This is a genomic window from Prosthecomicrobium sp. N25, assembly GCF_037203705.1.
Classification (GTDB): Bacteria; Pseudomonadota; Alphaproteobacteria; order Rhizobiales; family Ancalomicrobiaceae; genus Prosthecodimorpha.
In genome coordinates this window covers 207,295-222,288 of sequence record NZ_JBBCAT010000006.1, presented here as the reverse complement: position 1 = coordinate 222,288, position 14,994 = coordinate 207,295, and the positions used below count along the sequence as shown (strand labels likewise).

Below are 14,994 nucleotides of genomic sequence, written 5' to 3'. Positions count from 1 at the left end.
GGATTTTTACGTAATCCATTCGACTGAGAGGATGTCATCGGGTCGACTGACTGCGCAAGGCGCGGTCAGGAGGGCCTCATCACCTTTCGGTGAGGGCCTCCGCGGCGGGCCGTCCTCGTCCGGCGGCGGGCGCCGGGCCCGTGCTGCCGCCGGGCCGCAGCGTCGCGTGGAAGCGCACCACGTGCGGCGGCAACTCGGACGTCCCGCCGCGCATCCTCTCGATCAGGAGCTCGGCGGCCTTCTGCCCGATGGCGCCGCGGGGCTGCACGACGGTGGTCAGGGGCGGTTCGCAGTAGCTCGCGAAATCGATTGCATCGAAACCGACCACCGAAACGTCGCGGGGCACCTGGAGACCGGCGTCCCGGACGGTCTTGACGAAGCCGATCGCCATCTCGTCGTTGGCGCAGAAGACGGCGCCGGGGCGCTCGGCCAGGGCGAGGAAGCGCTCGGCGGCGGCGCTGCCGGAGCGGAACGAGAAGTCCCCGGGGAAGACGACGAGGCTCGACTTCGGGATCCCGGCCCGCTCCAGCGCGTCCCGGAAGCCGCCGCCGCGCTCGCGCTCCAGGATGTTGGCGCGCGGGCCCTCGACGTAGCCGAAGCGGGTGTGGCCGAGGTCCAGGAGGGTGCGGGCGACCGCCTCGGCGGCCTCGCGGTTCTGCACCTCGACCTGCGGGATGGGGGCGCCGGGAATGGTCTCGCAGGCGGCCACCACGGGGGTTGCCGCGTCGGTCAGCTTGCGGCCGCGGGCCTGCAGGATGCGGCCGTTGAGCAGGATCACGCCGTCGACCTGGCCCGCGAAGGCGACGTCCACGAAACGGCGGCCCTCGTCGTCGTCCTGGCCGATGTTGCCGATGATCAGGCCGTAGCCGGCGGCCGAGAGGGTCTCGTCGATGCCGCGCAGGACCTCGGAGAAGAACGGGTTGCCGATGTTCGGGACCACCACCAGGACCATGCGGCTCTTGCGGGCGCGCAGGTTCCGGGCCGCGACGTTGGGCGTGTAGCCGGTGGTCCGGACGGCGGCCATCACCTTCTCGCGGGCTTCGGGGCTCACCTTCTCAGGGTTGGCGAGGGCGCGCGAGACGGTGGCGGCGGACACGCCGGCGAGCTTCGCCACCTCGGCGATGCGGGCGGGCCCGGAGGGGGCGCGCTTTCGGCTGGGCTTGGCGGCGGTCATGGCGGGTGCGGGCTCGCGACGTGGAAAGGGCGGCTCGAGGCCGGGCGGCGGCATGCGGGGCGGGGGCATTTACCTCTTTTCGACCCACGCATTCCATGCTAGCGTATGTGTAATCGATTTCAACAATCGTTTGAAGTCGGACGGTCAAAGAACCGAAAACGGGAGGAACACGAGCATGTTGTCCAAGCGAACCGTCTGCCTCGCCCTCGCCGGAGCGCTGATGTCCGGCGCGGCCGCCTTCACCCCCGCCCAGGCGGCGGAGCTGAAGGCCGAGGTCATCCACTGGTGGACCTCCGGCGGCGAGTCCGCGGCCGTGAAGGTGTTCGCGGACCAGTTCACCAAGGCCGGAGGCACCTGGATCGATACCGCCATCGCGGGCGGCGCCAACGCGCGCACCGCGGCGATCAACCGGGTGGTCGGCGGCAAGCCCCCGACGGCGATGCAGTTCAACACCGGCAAGCAGTTCGACGATCTCGTGGCCGGCGACCTCCTGCGCGACATGGACGCGCTCGCCAAGGCGCAGAACTGGGACAAGATCGTTCCGAAGCCGATCCTCGACGCGGTGACCCGCAACGGGCACGTCTATGCCGTGCCGGTCAATATCCATGCCCAGAACTGGCTCTGGTACAACAAGGCCGTGCTCGAAAAGGCCGGCGCCAAGGAGCCGAAGACGATCGACGAGCTCTTCGCCACCCTCGACAAGATCAAGGCCACGGGCGTGATCCCGCTCGCCTTCGCGAGCCAGAAGACCTGGGAGCGCGGCCTCTTCAACTCGCTCCTCGCCGCCCAGAGCCGCGACCTGTTCGTCAACGTCTACACCAAGCGCGACGTGGCGCTCGTCAAGAGCCCCGAGTTCCGCAAGGTGGCCGAGGCCTTCGGCAAGATGCGCGACTACACGGACCCGAGCTCCAAGGGCCGCAACTGGAACGACGCGACCGCGCTCGTGATCACCGGCAAGGCCGGGATGCAGTTCATGGGCGACTGGGCCAAGGGCGAGTTCAACGCCGCCGGCCAGACGGTCGGGAAGGAATACGGCTGCGTGGTCGTGGGCCCGAGCTACGTGATGGGCGGCGACGTGTTCGCCTTCGCGAAGATCAAGGACGCCGACCAGACGGCCGCGCAGGATGTGCTCGCCAAGACGCTCCTCGACCCCGAGACCCAGATCAAGTTCAACGCCAAGAAGGGCTCGGTCCCGGTCCGCACCGACATCGACGTCTCCACGCTCGACGCCTGCGCGCAGACCGGCGCGAAGCTCCTGTCCGACCCGAAGGCGCAGGCCCCGGCGGTCGAGCTGATGACGCCCGCCACCGTCACGGGCGCGGTCGAGGACGTCATCTCGCAATACTGGAACAACCCCTCGATGCCGGTCGACGACTTCCTCAACAAGTTCGCGGCCGCGCTGAAGAGCGACATCTGACGCATCCCGGTCCGGGCGGCGCATGCCGCCCGGATCGTCCGGGCTTCGGTCCGCAGAGACCTTTCCCCGCTTGCGTTTCCAGCCTTGGCGGCGCTCCGGCGCCCGACCCTCCGTGCCCCTGGGGCCATGGGGCGCGGGTCCGGCGACGGGGCGACCGCGGCCGACGGCGAAACGGGCCTGCGCCCCTCGCGCCGGAGGCAAGAGCCCCCGCACCGACGGCAACCCGCATCGAGACCAGAGGCGGACCCATGAAACCGCGCCGTTTCCTGCGCCACATCCCGGGCTTCATCGCGCTCGCGCCGGCGACGCTCGTGGTCCTCGTCGTCTACATCGGCTGCGTCGCCTGGTCGATCCAGATCTCCACGACGAACTCGCGCATCCTGCCGTCCAGCCAGTATGTCGGCCTGCGCCAGTACGAGATCCTGTTCGCCAACGAGCGCTGGCTGACTTCGCTGCAGAACCTCGTTATCTTCGGCCTGCTCTTCATCGCCATCGCGATCGCGATCGGCTTCCTGCTGGCGATCCTGATCGACCAGAAGATCCAGGGCGAGGGCTTGTTCAGGACCGTGTACCTCTATCCCTTCTCCATGTCCTTCGTGGTGACCGGGCTCGCCTGGCAGTGGATCCTGACGCCCGCGAACGGGATCGAGAAGGTAGTGCGCGATCTCGGCTTCCCGAACTTCCGGTTCGACTGGATCGTGGACCAGCAGATGGTCATCTACACGATCGTGCTGGCGGCCGTCTGGCACGCGGCCGGACTCGTCATGGCGATCGCGCTCGCCGGGCTGCGCGGCATCGATGCGGAGATCTGGAAGGCGATCAGGATCGACGGCATCCCGAAGTGGCGGGCCTACCTGTTCATCGTCATCCCGATGCTGAAGGCGAGCCTGGCGACCGCGGTGGTGCTCCTGTCGATATCGGTCGTCCGCCTCTACGACCTGGTGGTCGCCATGACGCACGGCGGGCCCGGAATCGCCTCCGAGGTCCCGGCCAAGTTCGTCATCGACTATCTGTTCGAACGGCAGAACATTGGCCTCGCCACCGCGGGCACCACGGTGATGCTGGTGACCGTGCTCGCGGTTCTCACGCCCTATGTCTACCTGCAGCATCGCCGGTCGCTGAAGGGAGGCCACGCATGAGCGCCACCGCGTCCGCCTCCGTGCCCGCCCGGTCGGGCGCGATCGAGCCGGCAGGCCGGAAGCCGGGCCGGATCAGCGTGGAGATGATCGGCGTCTACGCCGTCCTGATCCTCGCCGCGCTCGCCATCGCGATGCCGCTCTACGTCATGGTGGTCACGTCGATGAAGACCATGCCGGAGATCCGCGAGGGCGCGCTGTTCGCGCTGCCGTCGCGGGCGAACTGGGACGCCTGGGTGAAGGCCTGGACGTCGGCCTGCACGGGGCTCACCTGCGAGGGGATTCGGGTCGGCTTCTGGAACTCGGTGCAGATCCTGATCCCGAGCGTGATCGTCTCGATCGCGGTCGGCTCGATCAACGGCTATGCGCTCGCCTTCTGGAATGTGCCCGGGTCGAAGATCCTGTTCGGCATCCTGCTGCTCGGCGCCTTCGTGCCCTATCCGATCTTCGTCTATCCGCTGGTCCGGATCCTCTCGACGCTCGGGCTCTACGGCTCGCTGCCGGGCATCGTGCTGATCCACACGATCTTCGGCCTGCCGGTCATGACGGTGCTGTTCCGCAACTTCTACGCCTCGCTGCCGATCGAGCTGTTCAAGGCGGCGCGCGTCGACGGCGCCGGCTTCGTCCGGCTCTACCTGAAGATCATGCTGCCGATGTCGATCCCCATCCTGGTCGTCGCCGTGATCCTGCAGGTGACGGGCATCTGGAACGACTTCCTGCTCGGGCTCGTGTTCGCCGGCCGGGAGAACTTCCCCATGACCGTGCAGCTCAACAACATCGTCAACTCGACCCAGGGCGAGCGCGAATACAACGTCGAGATGGCGGCGACCATGTTGACCGCCCTCGTCCCGCTCGCCGTCTATTTCCTGTCGGGCCGGTGGTTCGTCCGCGGCATCGCGTCCGGCGCCGTGAAGGGGTGAAGCCATGAACGCCGTGACCGCTCCCTCGCCCGCCGACGTGCTCGGCATCCGCCCCTCGAACGTGTCCGTGCGGGGCATCGACATCTCGTTCGGCTCCGTCAGCGTGCTGAAGGGGCTGGACCTGGAAGTGGCGCAGTCGGAATTCCTGGTCCTGCTCGGGCCCTCGGGCTGCGGCAAGTCCACTCTCCTCAACGCCATCGCGGGGCTGATGGACGTCGATGCCGGGCAGATCTGGATCGGCGGGCGCAACGTCACCTGGGACGAGCCGAAGGACCGGGGCATCGGCATGGTGTTCCAGTCCTACGCGCTCTATCCGCGCATGTCGGTGCGCCAGAACCTGAGCTTCGGGCTGGAGGTCGCCGGGCTGCCCAAGGCCGAGATCGAGAAGCGGGTGACGGCGGCGGCCGACATGCTCCGGCTCGGGCCTCTCCTCGACCGCAAGCCCTCGCAGCTCTCCGGCGGCCAGCGCCAGCGCGTCGCCATCGGGCGGGCGCTCGTCAAGGAGGCGCCGGTCTTCCTGTTCGACGAGCCGCTGTCGAACCTGGACGCGCAGCTGCGCTCCGAACTGCGGGTCGAGATCAAGCGCCTGCATTCGCGCATCGGCGCCACGATGATCTACGTGACGCACGACCAGATCGAGGCGCTGACGCTCGCCGACCGGATCGCGGTCATGCAGTCGGGCGTCATCCAGCAGCTCGACACGCCGCACAAGATCTACCGCGAGCCGCAGAACCGCTTCGTCGCCTCCTTCGTCGGCTCGCCAGCCATGAACTTCATCCCCGGCCGCATCGAGGGCGGCACGACCTTCGCGGCCGAGGGCATCTCGGTGCCGCTCGCCGGCTACCGCTACAAGCCCGCCGGCGTGCCGGCGGGCGCTGCGCCCGTGACGCTCGGCATCCGACCCGAGCATGTCGACCTCGACCCGGAGGGCGGCCTGGAGGCCGTCGTCGAGATGGTCGAGCCGATGGGCGCCGACAGCCTGGTCTGGTGCCGCCTCGGGCGCAAGGTCTCGATGTCGGTGCGCCTCGACGGCGAGCGCCGGGTCGCGTCCGGCGACCGCCTGAAACTCCGCTTCCCCGCCGACCGGCTGTCGCTCTTCGACGACGCCAGCGGCGACCGCCTCTGAGATCCGAGACCGGAGAGATCCCGTGAGCATTCTCGACCGCCTTTCGTTCCAGCTCTACTCGGCCCGCTTCATTCCCTCCCTCGAAGACCAGTTCGCCATGCTGGCGAGGATCGGCTATCGGCTCGTCGAGCCCTTCGGCGGACTTCTCGGCGAGCCGGACCGGCTGCGCGGGCTCCTGGACAAGCACGGCATGACGGCGCCGAGCTGCCATGTCGGCCTCGACCGCTTCCGGGCCGACGCCAGGGCGACGACCGCGCTCCTGAAGTCGCTCGGCGTGGAGATCGCGCTGGTGCCGGCGCCGCCGCCGAACGAGCGTGAGAAGGACGCCGAAGGCTGGGCCGCGCTCGGGCGGGAGCTCGCCGAGATCGGCAAAGTGGTGACCGGCGAGGGCCTGCGGTTCGGCTGGCACAACCACCATTGGGAGTTCCAGCGGACCGCCGACGGACGCCTGCCGCTCGACCTGATGTTCGACGCCATGCCGGGCGCCGTCTGGGAGGCCGACCTCGCCTGGATCGTGCGCGGCGGCGCGGACCCGATCGCGGAGGTCGCAAAGCGCGCAGACCGGCTGGTCGCCGTCCACGTCAAGGACATCGCGCCGGCGGGGGAATGCGCCGACGAGGACGGCTGGGCGGACGTCGGCCACGGCGTGCTCGACTGGCCGTCCATCATGGCCGCCGTAGCCGAGACCCCGGCCCGGCTCTTCGTCGTCGAGCACGACAAGCCGAACGACGCGGAGCGCTTCGCGCGCCGCTCCTACGAGACCATCGCCCGCTGGTGAACCGAAGAAGGCCCTGTTCCATGTCCGATCTGACCATCGCCGTCATCGGCGCCGGCAACATCTCGACCCGCTACCTGCAGAACGCGCCCCTGTTCCGGGGCGTGAAGATCGCCGCCGTGGCCGACATCGTGCCGGAGGCCGCCGCCCGGCAGAGCCAGCGCTTCGGCGTGCGCGCTCTCTCGGTCGACGAGGCGCTGGCGAGCGACGAGATCCAGGCCGTCATCAACCTCACGGTGCCGAACGCCCATTTCGCCGTCTCGATGGCGGCGCTGTCGGCCGGCAAGCATGTCTTCTCGGAGAAGCCGCTCACCGTCTCGGTCGAGGATGGGCGGCGTCTCGTGCAGGAGGCCGACGCGCGCGGGCTGGCGCTCTCGGTGGCGCCGGACACGTTCCTGGGACCGGGCGCGCAGACGGCCCGGCGGCTCCTCGAAGAGGGCAAGGTCGGCCGGATCGTGGCCGGCACCGCGACCGTCATGTCGCGCGGCATGGAGCACTGGCACCCGAACCCGACCTTCTTCTTCAAGCCGGGCGGCGGGCCGGTGCTCGACCTCGGGCCCTACTACATCACCACCCTGGTGGCGATGCTCGGGCCGGTCCGGCGGGTCGTCGCCATGACCAAGATCGGCCTGCCGGAGCGGCTCGTCACCGCCGAGGGGCCCATGAAGGGCGAGAAGATCCTGGTCGAGACGGCGACGACGGCCTTCGCGGTGCTGGAGTTCGCCTCGGGGGTCGTCGTCTCCTTCGACGCGTCCTGGGACGTCTTCAAGCATGCCCACAAGCCGATCGAGCTGCACGGCACCGAAGGGTCGCTGCGCGTGCCCGACCCGAACTTCTTCGGCGGGCTCGTCGAATATTCGGAGGGGCGCGGCGACTGGGTCGGCATCGACACGCGCATGGAGGTCTGCGGCAAGCCGAACCATCCGGACGCCGACCCGCTCCACGCCAACTACCGCATGCTCGGGGTCGCGGAGTTCGCGGCCGCCATCCGGGCCGGCCGGCCGCCGCGTACGTCCGGGCGCCTGGGCCTTCATGTCCTCGAGGTGATGTACGCGATCCTCGAGGCCGGCGAGACGGGGCGGCAGATCGCGATCGAGGGCGGCGAGCGGCCGGCGGCGCTCGGCGAGGCGGAGCTGCGCAGCCTTCTCGTCGACCCCTTGGCGACGGCGGGCACTGCGGCGGCAGCCGCGGCCTGATCCGCGCCGGACGGAGACAGGCGGCCGGACCGCGGGCCCGGCCGCACGACTAAGAACGATGTCGACGCGCAAGGGAGCAATGCATGCCTGCCACCATCCAGGGACCGGGGATCTTCCTCGCCCAGTTCGCGGGCGACGCGCCGCCCTTCAACAGCTTCGAGGGCATGACCCGGTGGGCCGGCGAGCTCGGCTACAAGGGCGTCCAGGTGCCGACCTGGGACGGGCGCCTGATCGACCTCGCCAAGGCGGCGTCCTCGCAGGACTATTGCGACGAGCTGAAGGGGATCGCGGCCGGGAACGGGGTCGCGATCACGGAGCTCTCGACCCATCTGCAGGGCCAGCTCGTCGCCGTGCACCCGGCCTATGACGAATTGTTCGACGGATTCGCGCCGGCTAACGTCCGGGGCAATCCGACCGCCCGGCGGGCCTGGGCGGAGGAGCAGGTCCGCCTCGCCGCGCAGGCCTCGCGCCGGCTGGGGCTCACCGCCCACGTCTCCTTCCCGGGTGCCTTCGCGTGGCCGTTCCTGTATCCGTGGCCGCAGCGCCCGGCGGGACTGATCGAGACGGCCTTTGCGGAGCTCGGCCGGCGCTGGCGGCCGCTCCTCGACGCCATGCAGGAGAACGGGGTCCGGGTCGGCTTCGAGATCCATCCGGGCGAGGACGTCTTCGACGGGGCGACCTTCGAGATGTTCCTGGACGCGGTCGGCGGGCACCAGGCCTGCGGGATCAACTACGATCCCTCGCACTTCCTGCTGCAGCAGCTCGACTATCTCGACTTCATCGACATCTACCACGAGCGGATCTACGCCTTCCACGTGAAGGACGCCGAGTTCAACCCGACGGGGCGCCAGGGCGTCTACTCGGGGTTCCAGCCCTGGCTGAACCGCGCGGGGCGGTTCCGGTCGGTCGGCGACGGGCAGGTCGACTTCTCGGGCATCTTCTCCAGGCTCGCCGGCTACGGCTACGACGGCTGGGCGGTGCTCGAATGGGAATGCTGCCTGAAGCATCCGGAGGACGGGGCGGCCGAGGGCGCGCCCTTCATCGCCAGCCATATCATCCGCGTCACCGAGAAGGCCTTCGACGACTTCGCGGCCTCCGGCGCCGATGCGTCCCTCAACAACCGTGTCCTGGGGATCGGCCGATGACCATCGAAGCCGCTTCGGAGAAGGATGCCGCCCGCCCGGTCCGCTACGGCATGATCGGCGGCGGCGAAGGCGCCTTCATCGGCGCCGTGCACCGCATCGCAGCCCGCCTCGACGGGCGCTTCGCGCTGGTCGCCGGCGCGCTCTCGTCGAGTGCCGAGAAGGCCCGGCGCTCCGGCCGGGCGCTCGGGCTGGCGGACGAGCGCAGCTATCCCGACTTCGCGGCCATGATGGCCGGCGAGGCGGGGCGGCCGGACGGCATCGAGGCGGTCGTGATCGTTACGCCGAACCACGTGCACGTGCCGGCGGCGCGCGCCGCGCTGGAGGCGGGGCTGCACGTGATCTGCGACAAGCCGCTCGCCGACAGCCTGGAGGCGGGCTTGTCGCTGGAGCCGGTGGTGCGGGGGAGCGCGCGTCTCTTCGCGGTCACGTACAACTACACGGCCTATCCGCTGGTGCGCGAGGCGCGGGCGCTGGTCGCCTCCGGGGCGCTCGGGACGATCCGGACCGTGCAGGCCGAATATGTGCAGGACTGGCTGACCGAGAAGCTCGAGGACACGGGCCACAAGCAGGCGGAATGGCGGACCGACCCGGCGCGCTCGGGCGCGGGCGGCGCCATCGGCGACATCGGAACCCATGCGTTCAACCTCGCCGAGTTCATCACCGGCGACACGGTGGCGTCGCTGGCCGCCGACCTGACGAGCTTCGTGGAGGGCCGGCCGGTCGACGACAACGCCCAGATCCTGCTCCGCTTCGCCTCGGGCGCGCGGGGCTCGCTCTGGGTCAGCCAGGTCGCGCCCGGGCACGAAAACGGGCTCCGGATCCGCATCTACGGCTCGAAGGGCTCGATCCGCTGGGGCCAGGAAAACCCGAACGAACTCCTCTACTCACCCTTCGGCGACACGACCCGCATCGTGACGCGGGCCGGCAACGGCGCGACCGCGGCCTCCTCGGGGCTGGTGCGCATCCCGGCGGGCCATCCGGAGGGCTATCTCGAGGCCTTCGCGACCCTCTACGACGAGATCGCCGACGCCATCGTGGCGGCGCGCGGCGGAGGCCGGCCGGATGCGGGGCTCGTGCCGGGCATCGACGCGGGGCTGCGGGGGCTCAGGTTCGTGTCGGCCTCCATCCGGTCGTCGCGGGCGGGCGGGGTCTGGACGGAGGTCTGAGCGCGCCGCGTGCGGTCGGCGGCGGCACAGGAGAAATGCCGAGGGCGCGGTTGCGGTCGACCCGTCGGCCGGCTAGGGCTCGGCGCATGACCCTCCGCAGCCTCGGCCTCGCCCTCGTGCCCGTCGTGTTCGTGCTCCTTTGGAGCACGGGATGGGTGGTGGCGCGCTATGCGGCCCCGCATGCCGATCCGCTGACCTTCCTGTCGCTTCGCTACGCGGTGGCGACGGTCGTGATCGTCGTCTTTGCGCGGCTCTCCGGCGTCATGCTGCCGCGCAACCGGGACTTGGTCCGGCACGGGCTCGTCTCCGGTGTGCTCCTGCACGCGATCTATCTCGGCGGGGTGTGGTGGGCCATCGCGCACGGCATCCCTGCGGGCCTGTCGGCCCTGATCGCCGCCGTGCAGCCGCTGCTCACCGCGCTGCTCGCGCCGCGGCTCCTGGGCGAGAAGCTCGATGCCTGGCGGTGGGCCGGGATCGGGCTCGGCTTCGTGGGACTCCTGATCGCGCTGTCGCCAAAGCTCGCGGCGGCCGGCGGGGCTCCGCTCGGCGTGATCCTGCTTCCGGTCGCGGTGAACGTGGCCGCCATGGTGGCGGTGACGGCCGGAACCTTCTACCAGAAACGTCATCTCCAGGGCGGCGACCTCCGGGCCATCGCGGCGCTGCAATATGCCGGCGCCTTCCTGGTGACGCTGCCGGCGGCGTTCCTCCTGGAGGACATGCGGCTCGACCCGGTGCCGGAACTCTTCTATGCGCTCGCCTGGTCGGTGCTCGCCCTGTCGATCGGCGCCATTGCGCTCCTCCTCCTGCTGATCCGGCGGGGCGAAGTCTCGCGGGCCGCGACCCTCATCTACCTGATCCCGCCGACCGCGGCCCTGCAGGCCTGGGCGGTGCTGGGCGAGACGCTCATGCCGATCCAGATCGCCGGCATGGCGCTCACGGTTGTGGGCGTGGCCCTGGCGAGCCGGCGCTAGGCCGGCCCGGCGGCGCGGCCCCGCGTCGAAAGGCCTCCGAAAGGACGGCTTGCGGATTGCCGACTCCGGCATATTTTCGCGCTGCAACAGTGACGAAGAGCCGGCGGAGCCGCCGCCCGGGAGGATGCCGATGACCCTCGCCATGCCCGTTTCGCCCGCCGCCAGCCCGGCTACCCTCATCGCCGACGCCCGCGCGGCCGTCGAGGCGCTCGACGTGCTCATCGCCAGCGCCCGGGCGCGGGTCCGGACGCGGGTCGAGCGCGGCGGCAGGATTTCCGGGGACCTGGTCGACCGCGAGCAGCGTGCCGCCCATGGCCTCGCCTGGCTGGCGACTTACGTCGAGGCCCTGCGCGAGATGGCGGCCTATGCGGAGCGGCTCGAGCCGGAGGGCAAGTTCGGGCCCGTCGAGGAGGCGATCGTCCGCATCGCCTTCGGCGAGTACCTGGAACAGGTCCAGGGCGGCATTCCGATGAACCAGGGCGAGATCGTTCGCCCGTCCGACCTCGGCCTCTCCAAGGGCGACCTCGCGGTCCTCGACACGCCCGAGGTCGCGCGGCTCGTCGCCACCGGCAACACGGCCGAGAACCGCGCCGTGCTGACCGCCGCCATGCGGCGGGACGCCGGCAAGCTCACGGTCGGCGAGGACGGGCTCGACGACACGCTCGCGCAGTTCCGGGTCGAGATGCGCAAGTTCGCGGTCGACGAGGTGCTGCCGCACGCCCACGAGTGGCACCTGAAGAACGACTACATCCCCCTCGAGGTGATCGGAAAGCTCGCCGAGCTCGGCGTCTTCGGCCTGACGATTCCCGAGGACTTCGGCGGCCTGGGGCTCGGCAAGGAGTCCATGTGCGTCGTCTCCGAGGAGCTGTCGCGCGCCTATATCGGCGTCGGCTCGCTGGGGACGCGCTCGGAGATCGCGGCCGAACTCATTCTCGGCGGCGGGACCGAGGAGCAGAAGGCCGAGTGGCTGCCGCGCATCGCCTCGGGCGAGGTTCTGCCGACGGCGGTCTTCACCGAGCCCAACACCGGCTCTGACCTCGGCTCCCTGCGCACCCGGGCGGTGCGCGAGGGCGACGTCTACAAGGTCAGCGGCAACAAGACCTGGATCACGCATCCGGTGCGCGCCGACCTGATGACGCTGCTCGTGCGGACCAATCCGGCGGAGCCCGGCTACAAGGGCCTTTCCATGCTGCTCGCGCCGAAGCCGCGAGGCACGGACGCGGAGCCGTTCCCGGCCAAGGGGATGTCGGGCGGGGAGATCGAGGTGCTCGGCTACCGCGGCATGAAGGAATACGAGATCGCGTTCGACGGCTTCGAGGTGCCGGCCGGCAACCTGCTCGGCGGCGTCGAGGGGCAGGGCTTCAAGCAGCTCATGCAGACCTTCGAGTCCGCGCGCATCCAGACGGCCGCCCGGGCGGTCGGCGTGGCGCAGTCGGCGCTCGATCTCGGGCTCAAGTATGCCCAGGACCGCGTCCAGTTCGGCAAGGCGCTGATCGAGTTCCCGCGGGTGGCCGACAAGCTCGCCATGATGGCGGTCGAGGTCATGATCGCCCGCCAGCTCACCTATTTCGCGGCGCGCCAGAAGGACCACGACAAGCGCTGCGACCTGGAGGCCGGCATGGCCAAGCTGCTCGGCGCGCGCGTCGCCTGGGCGGCCGCCGACAACGCCCTGCAGATCCACGGCGGCAACGGCTTCGCGCTCGAGTACCCGGTCAGCCGCGTGCTCTGCGACGCCCGCATCCTCAACATCTTCGAGGGGGCGGCCGAGATCCAGGCCCAGGTGATCGCGCGACGGCTGCTCGACGGGGCCAACTGATCGCCCGGCCGCGTCCCCAGCATATCAAGCATTCAAATAAAACTATGCTCCAAGGTTAACGGAATGCCGGACTCGGGGGCCCCTCGGATTAACCGTCCGGAAGCTTTCGTGTTGTGAAGGAAGGATGACTGTGCGAGAAAACATTCACACGGTCATTGCATACTCCATGACGGAGCCGGTCGGTCCCACCGACCGGCTCTTGTCATTTCCGGGGCCCCCGCGCGGCTTGATGGCGGCCCGCGATCGTGGTCTCGTCCCGGCTTCCGCACCCCCCGCCCGGACGTGCCCATGACCCTCCGCTCCGTCCTCGTCACCGGCTGTTCGTCCGGCATCGGCCGCACCGCCGCCCTCGGGCTGAAGGCCCGCGGCTGGCGCGTCTTCGCGACGGCCCGCAAGCCCGAGGACCTGGCCGCCCTGGATCGGCTCGGTCTCGAAACGGTACATCTCGACTACGCTGACCCGGCGAGCATCGCGGCCGCAGCCGACGCCGTGCTGGCGCGCACCGACGGGCGGCTCGACGCCCTCTTCAACAACGGCGCCTACGGGCAGCCTGGGGCCCTGGAGGACCTATCGACCGATCTCCTTCGGGCGCAGTTCGAGGCGAACCTGTTCGGCTGGCACGACCTGACACGTCGTGTCGTTCCGGCCATGCGGGCGCGGGGCTCGGGGCGGATCGTGCAGTGCTCGTCGATCCTGGGGATCGTGGCGCTGAAGTACCGGGGTGCCTACATCGCCTCCAAGTTCGCCCTGGAAGGGCTGACCGATACGCTCCGGCAGGAGCTCGACGGCTCGGGCATCCGGGTCTCCACCATCCGGCCGGGGCCGATCGCGTCGCGCTTCGTCGAGCACTCCATGGCGCGCTTCCACGCCACCATCGACATCGAGGGGTCGGCGCACCGGGAGGTCTACCGGCGCCGGCTCGAGCGCATGGCGAAGGGCGGGGCGAACCGCTTCAAGCTGCCGCCCGAGGCGGTCCTGGCCAAGCTGATCCACGCGCTGGAGAGCCCGAACCCGCGGCCCTACTATGCGGTCACGACCCCGACCGTGTTGATGGGCTGGGCGCGACGCGTCCTGCCGGACAGGCTGCTCGTCTGGGGCCTCGGGCGCGTCTCCGACTCCGAGCAGTGACGCCGCCGTGACCGGGTGACGCGGGAGCGCGCGATCCGCCCGCGCGTTCGGGCCGTATCGGACGTCGCCCCTTGCGGGCGGGCCCGTCCCATGGTCAACGTCCGCATCCGACCGGCCAGCCGGCCGCCCGTCCACGCCAGCCGAGTCCGTCCTGCATGGCGATCCTGTTCTACAATCTCGTGCCCTTCGCGATCGGCGCCGTCGGCATCGTGCTGGTCTGGGGGCTCTTCAACATGGCGCGCGGCGGCAGTCCGAACCTGTCGCAGAAGCTGATGCGCGCGCGTGTCCTGCTGCAGTTCGGCGCGATCGTCATCATCATGATCACCATCTGGCTGATGGGCCGCTGAACCCGGAGGAATCCCCGATGGTCGTCCTGAACCGCATCTACACCCGCACCGGCGACGACGGCACCACGGGCCTTTCGACCGGCGAGCGGCGGCCAAAATACGACCTCCGGGTGGAGGCCTACGGGACGGTCGACGAGACCAACGCCACGGTGGGGCTGGCGCGGCTCCATACCGCCGAGGCGCATCCGGTCGTCGACGCCATGCTGGGGCGCATACAGAACGACCTCTTCGACCTCGGCGCCGACCTCGCGACCCCGGAGGGCCGCGAGCTGAAGTGGGAGCCGATCCGCGTCACGGAGGCACAGGTCGCCCGGATCGAGAGCGAGATCGACGAACTCAACAAGGACCTGCAGCCGCTGCGCTCCTTCGTGCTGCCGGGCGGCTCCGCGGCGGCGGCGGCGCTCCACCAGGCGCGGACCGTGGCGCGGCGGGCCGAGCGGCTGATGGTCCACCTGGCGGCGGAGCCGGGGGAAGTCGTCGGGACACCGGCGCTCCACTACATGAACCGCCTGTCCGACTTCCTCTTCGTGGCGGCCCGCTGGGTCAACGACAAGGGGACGCGCGACGTTCTGTGGGTGCCGGGCAAGAACCGATAGGGCCGCGCGGACGGGGACCGCCGTCTGGCTCCCGTCGGCTTGCGCGGGGGGCGGCAGTCACTACACTGCGGTCGCCCGCGC

Annotated in this window: 14 protein-coding genes; 13 read left to right on the top strand and 1 reads right to left on the bottom strand. The window is 70.1% G+C overall.

Features of this window, described 5'->3' with window-relative positions:
* Positions 1–79: 79 nt before the first annotated feature.
* A complete protein-coding gene (locus WBG79_RS26790; protein WP_337360310.1) occupies positions 80–1,174 on the bottom strand; it encodes a LacI family DNA-binding transcriptional regulator in 1,095 nt (364 codons plus the stop codon).
* Positions 1,175–1,349: 175 nt separating this feature from the next.
* Here WBG79_RS26790 and WBG79_RS26785 point away from each other — a divergent pair, with 175 nt between their 5' ends.
* The 13 genes from WBG79_RS26785 to WBG79_RS26725 all read left to right on the top strand — a co-directional run bounded on the left by WBG79_RS26785 (position 1,350) and on the right by WBG79_RS26725 (position 14,913).
* Positions 1,350–2,591: an ABC transporter substrate-binding protein gene (locus tag WBG79_RS26785; protein ID WP_337360309.1), complete on the top strand. Its 1,242-nt coding sequence runs from the start codon at positions 1,350–1,352 to the stop codon at positions 2,589–2,591.
* A 248-nt stretch (positions 2,592–2,839) separates the two neighbouring features.
* Positions 2,840–3,730 carry a carbohydrate ABC transporter permease gene (locus tag WBG79_RS26780; protein WP_337360308.1) on the top strand — a complete coding sequence of 297 codons (891 nt, stop codon included), beginning with the start codon at positions 2,840–2,842 and terminating at the stop codon, positions 3,728–3,730.
* Entirely contained in the window at positions 3,727–4,647 is a 921-nt protein-coding gene (locus WBG79_RS26775) for a carbohydrate ABC transporter permease (RefSeq protein ID WP_337360307.1), read from the top strand. The genes WBG79_RS26780 and WBG79_RS26775 overlap by 4 nt, the downstream gene beginning before the upstream one ends.
* 4 nt (positions 4,648–4,651) lie before the next feature.
* The gene (locus WBG79_RS26770; protein ID WP_337360306.1) at positions 4,652–5,773 is read left to right on the top strand and encodes an ABC transporter ATP-binding protein; all 1,122 of its coding nucleotides are present in this window, start codon (positions 4,652–4,654) and stop codon (positions 5,771–5,773) included.
* A 22-nt stretch (positions 5,774–5,795) separates the two neighbouring features.
* On the top strand, positions 5,796–6,551 hold the full coding sequence (locus WBG79_RS26765) for a sugar phosphate isomerase/epimerase family protein (protein ID WP_337360305.1): 756 nt from the start codon (positions 5,796–5,798) through the stop codon (positions 6,549–6,551).
* Between the two features lie 20 nt (positions 6,552–6,571).
* The gene (locus WBG79_RS26760; protein WP_337360304.1) at positions 6,572–7,744 is read left to right on the top strand and encodes a Gfo/Idh/MocA family protein; all 1,173 of its coding nucleotides are present in this window, start codon (positions 6,572–6,574) and stop codon (positions 7,742–7,744) included.
* An 83-nt stretch (positions 7,745–7,827) separates the two neighbouring features.
* Positions 7,828–8,889 (top strand): sugar phosphate isomerase/epimerase family protein, encoded by a 1,062-nt coding sequence (locus tag WBG79_RS26755; protein WP_337360303.1) that lies wholly within the window; start codon positions 7,828–7,830, stop codon positions 8,887–8,889.
* Positions 8,886–10,055, top strand: a complete 1,170-nt coding sequence (locus tag WBG79_RS26750) for a Gfo/Idh/MocA family protein (RefSeq protein WP_337360302.1) — start codon at positions 8,886–8,888, stop codon at positions 10,053–10,055. Before WBG79_RS26755 ends, WBG79_RS26750 begins: the two co-directional genes overlap by 4 nt.
* A gap of 86 nt (positions 10,056–10,141) precedes the next feature.
* Positions 10,142–11,026 (top strand): DMT family transporter, encoded by an 885-nt coding sequence (locus WBG79_RS26745; RefSeq protein ID WP_337360301.1) that lies wholly within the window; start codon positions 10,142–10,144, stop codon positions 11,024–11,026.
* A gap of 130 nt (positions 11,027–11,156) precedes the next feature.
* A complete protein-coding gene (locus WBG79_RS26740; RefSeq protein ID WP_337360300.1) occupies positions 11,157–12,842 on the top strand; it encodes an acyl-CoA dehydrogenase family protein in 1,686 nt (561 codons plus the stop codon).
* A gap of 288 nt (positions 12,843–13,130) precedes the next feature.
* Complete coding sequence (locus tag WBG79_RS26735; protein ID WP_337360299.1) at positions 13,131–13,970, top strand: SDR family oxidoreductase; 840 nt, start codon at positions 13,131–13,133, stop codon at positions 13,968–13,970.
* 155 nt (positions 13,971–14,125) lie between these two features.
* Entirely contained in the window at positions 14,126–14,317 is a 192-nt protein-coding gene (locus WBG79_RS26730) for a twin transmembrane helix small protein (protein WP_337360298.1), read from the top strand.
* A 17-nt stretch (positions 14,318–14,334) separates the two neighbouring features.
* On the top strand, positions 14,335–14,913 hold the full coding sequence (locus WBG79_RS26725; protein WP_337360297.1) for a cob(I)yrinic acid a,c-diamide adenosyltransferase: 579 nt from the start codon (positions 14,335–14,337) through the stop codon (positions 14,911–14,913).
* Positions 14,914–14,994: the final 81 nt, after the last annotated feature.

What these genes read in the sequence shown, in the direction of transcription:
- WBG79_RS26790 (WP_337360310.1), bottom strand. Translation starts at nt 1,174, where the DNA reads ATGACCGCCGCCAAGCCCAGCCGAAAGCGCGCCCCCTCCGGGCCCGCC.
- WBG79_RS26785 (WP_337360309.1), top strand. Translation starts at nt 1,350, where the DNA reads ATGTTGTCCAAGCGAACCGTCTGCCTCGCCCTCGCCGGAGCGCTGATG.
- WBG79_RS26780 (WP_337360308.1), top strand. Translation starts at nt 2,840, where the DNA reads ATGAAACCGCGCCGTTTCCTGCGCCACATCCCGGGCTTCATCGCGCTC.
- WBG79_RS26775 (WP_337360307.1), top strand. Translation starts at nt 3,727, where the DNA reads ATGAGCGCCACCGCGTCCGCCTCCGTGCCCGCCCGGTCGGGCGCGATC.
- WBG79_RS26770 (WP_337360306.1), top strand. Translation starts at nt 4,652, where the DNA reads ATGAACGCCGTGACCGCTCCCTCGCCCGCCGACGTGCTCGGCATCCGC.
- WBG79_RS26760 (WP_337360304.1), top strand. Translation starts at nt 6,572, where the DNA reads ATGTCCGATCTGACCATCGCCGTCATCGGCGCCGGCAACATCTCGACC.
- WBG79_RS26755 (WP_337360303.1), top strand. Translation starts at nt 7,828, where the DNA reads ATGCCTGCCACCATCCAGGGACCGGGGATCTTCCTCGCCCAGTTCGCG.
- WBG79_RS26750 (WP_337360302.1), top strand. Translation starts at nt 8,886, where the DNA reads ATGACCATCGAAGCCGCTTCGGAGAAGGATGCCGCCCGCCCGGTCCGC.
- WBG79_RS26745 (WP_337360301.1), top strand. Translation starts at nt 10,142, where the DNA reads ATGACCCTCCGCAGCCTCGGCCTCGCCCTCGTGCCCGTCGTGTTCGTG.
- WBG79_RS26740 (WP_337360300.1), top strand. Translation starts at nt 11,157, where the DNA reads ATGACCCTCGCCATGCCCGTTTCGCCCGCCGCCAGCCCGGCTACCCTC.
- WBG79_RS26735 (WP_337360299.1), top strand. Translation starts at nt 13,131, where the DNA reads ATGACCCTCCGCTCCGTCCTCGTCACCGGCTGTTCGTCCGGCATCGGC.
- WBG79_RS26730 (WP_337360298.1), top strand. Translation starts at nt 14,126, where the DNA reads ATGGCGATCCTGTTCTACAATCTCGTGCCCTTCGCGATCGGCGCCGTC.
- WBG79_RS26725 (WP_337360297.1), top strand. Translation starts at nt 14,335, where the DNA reads ATGGTCGTCCTGAACCGCATCTACACCCGCACCGGCGACGACGGCACC.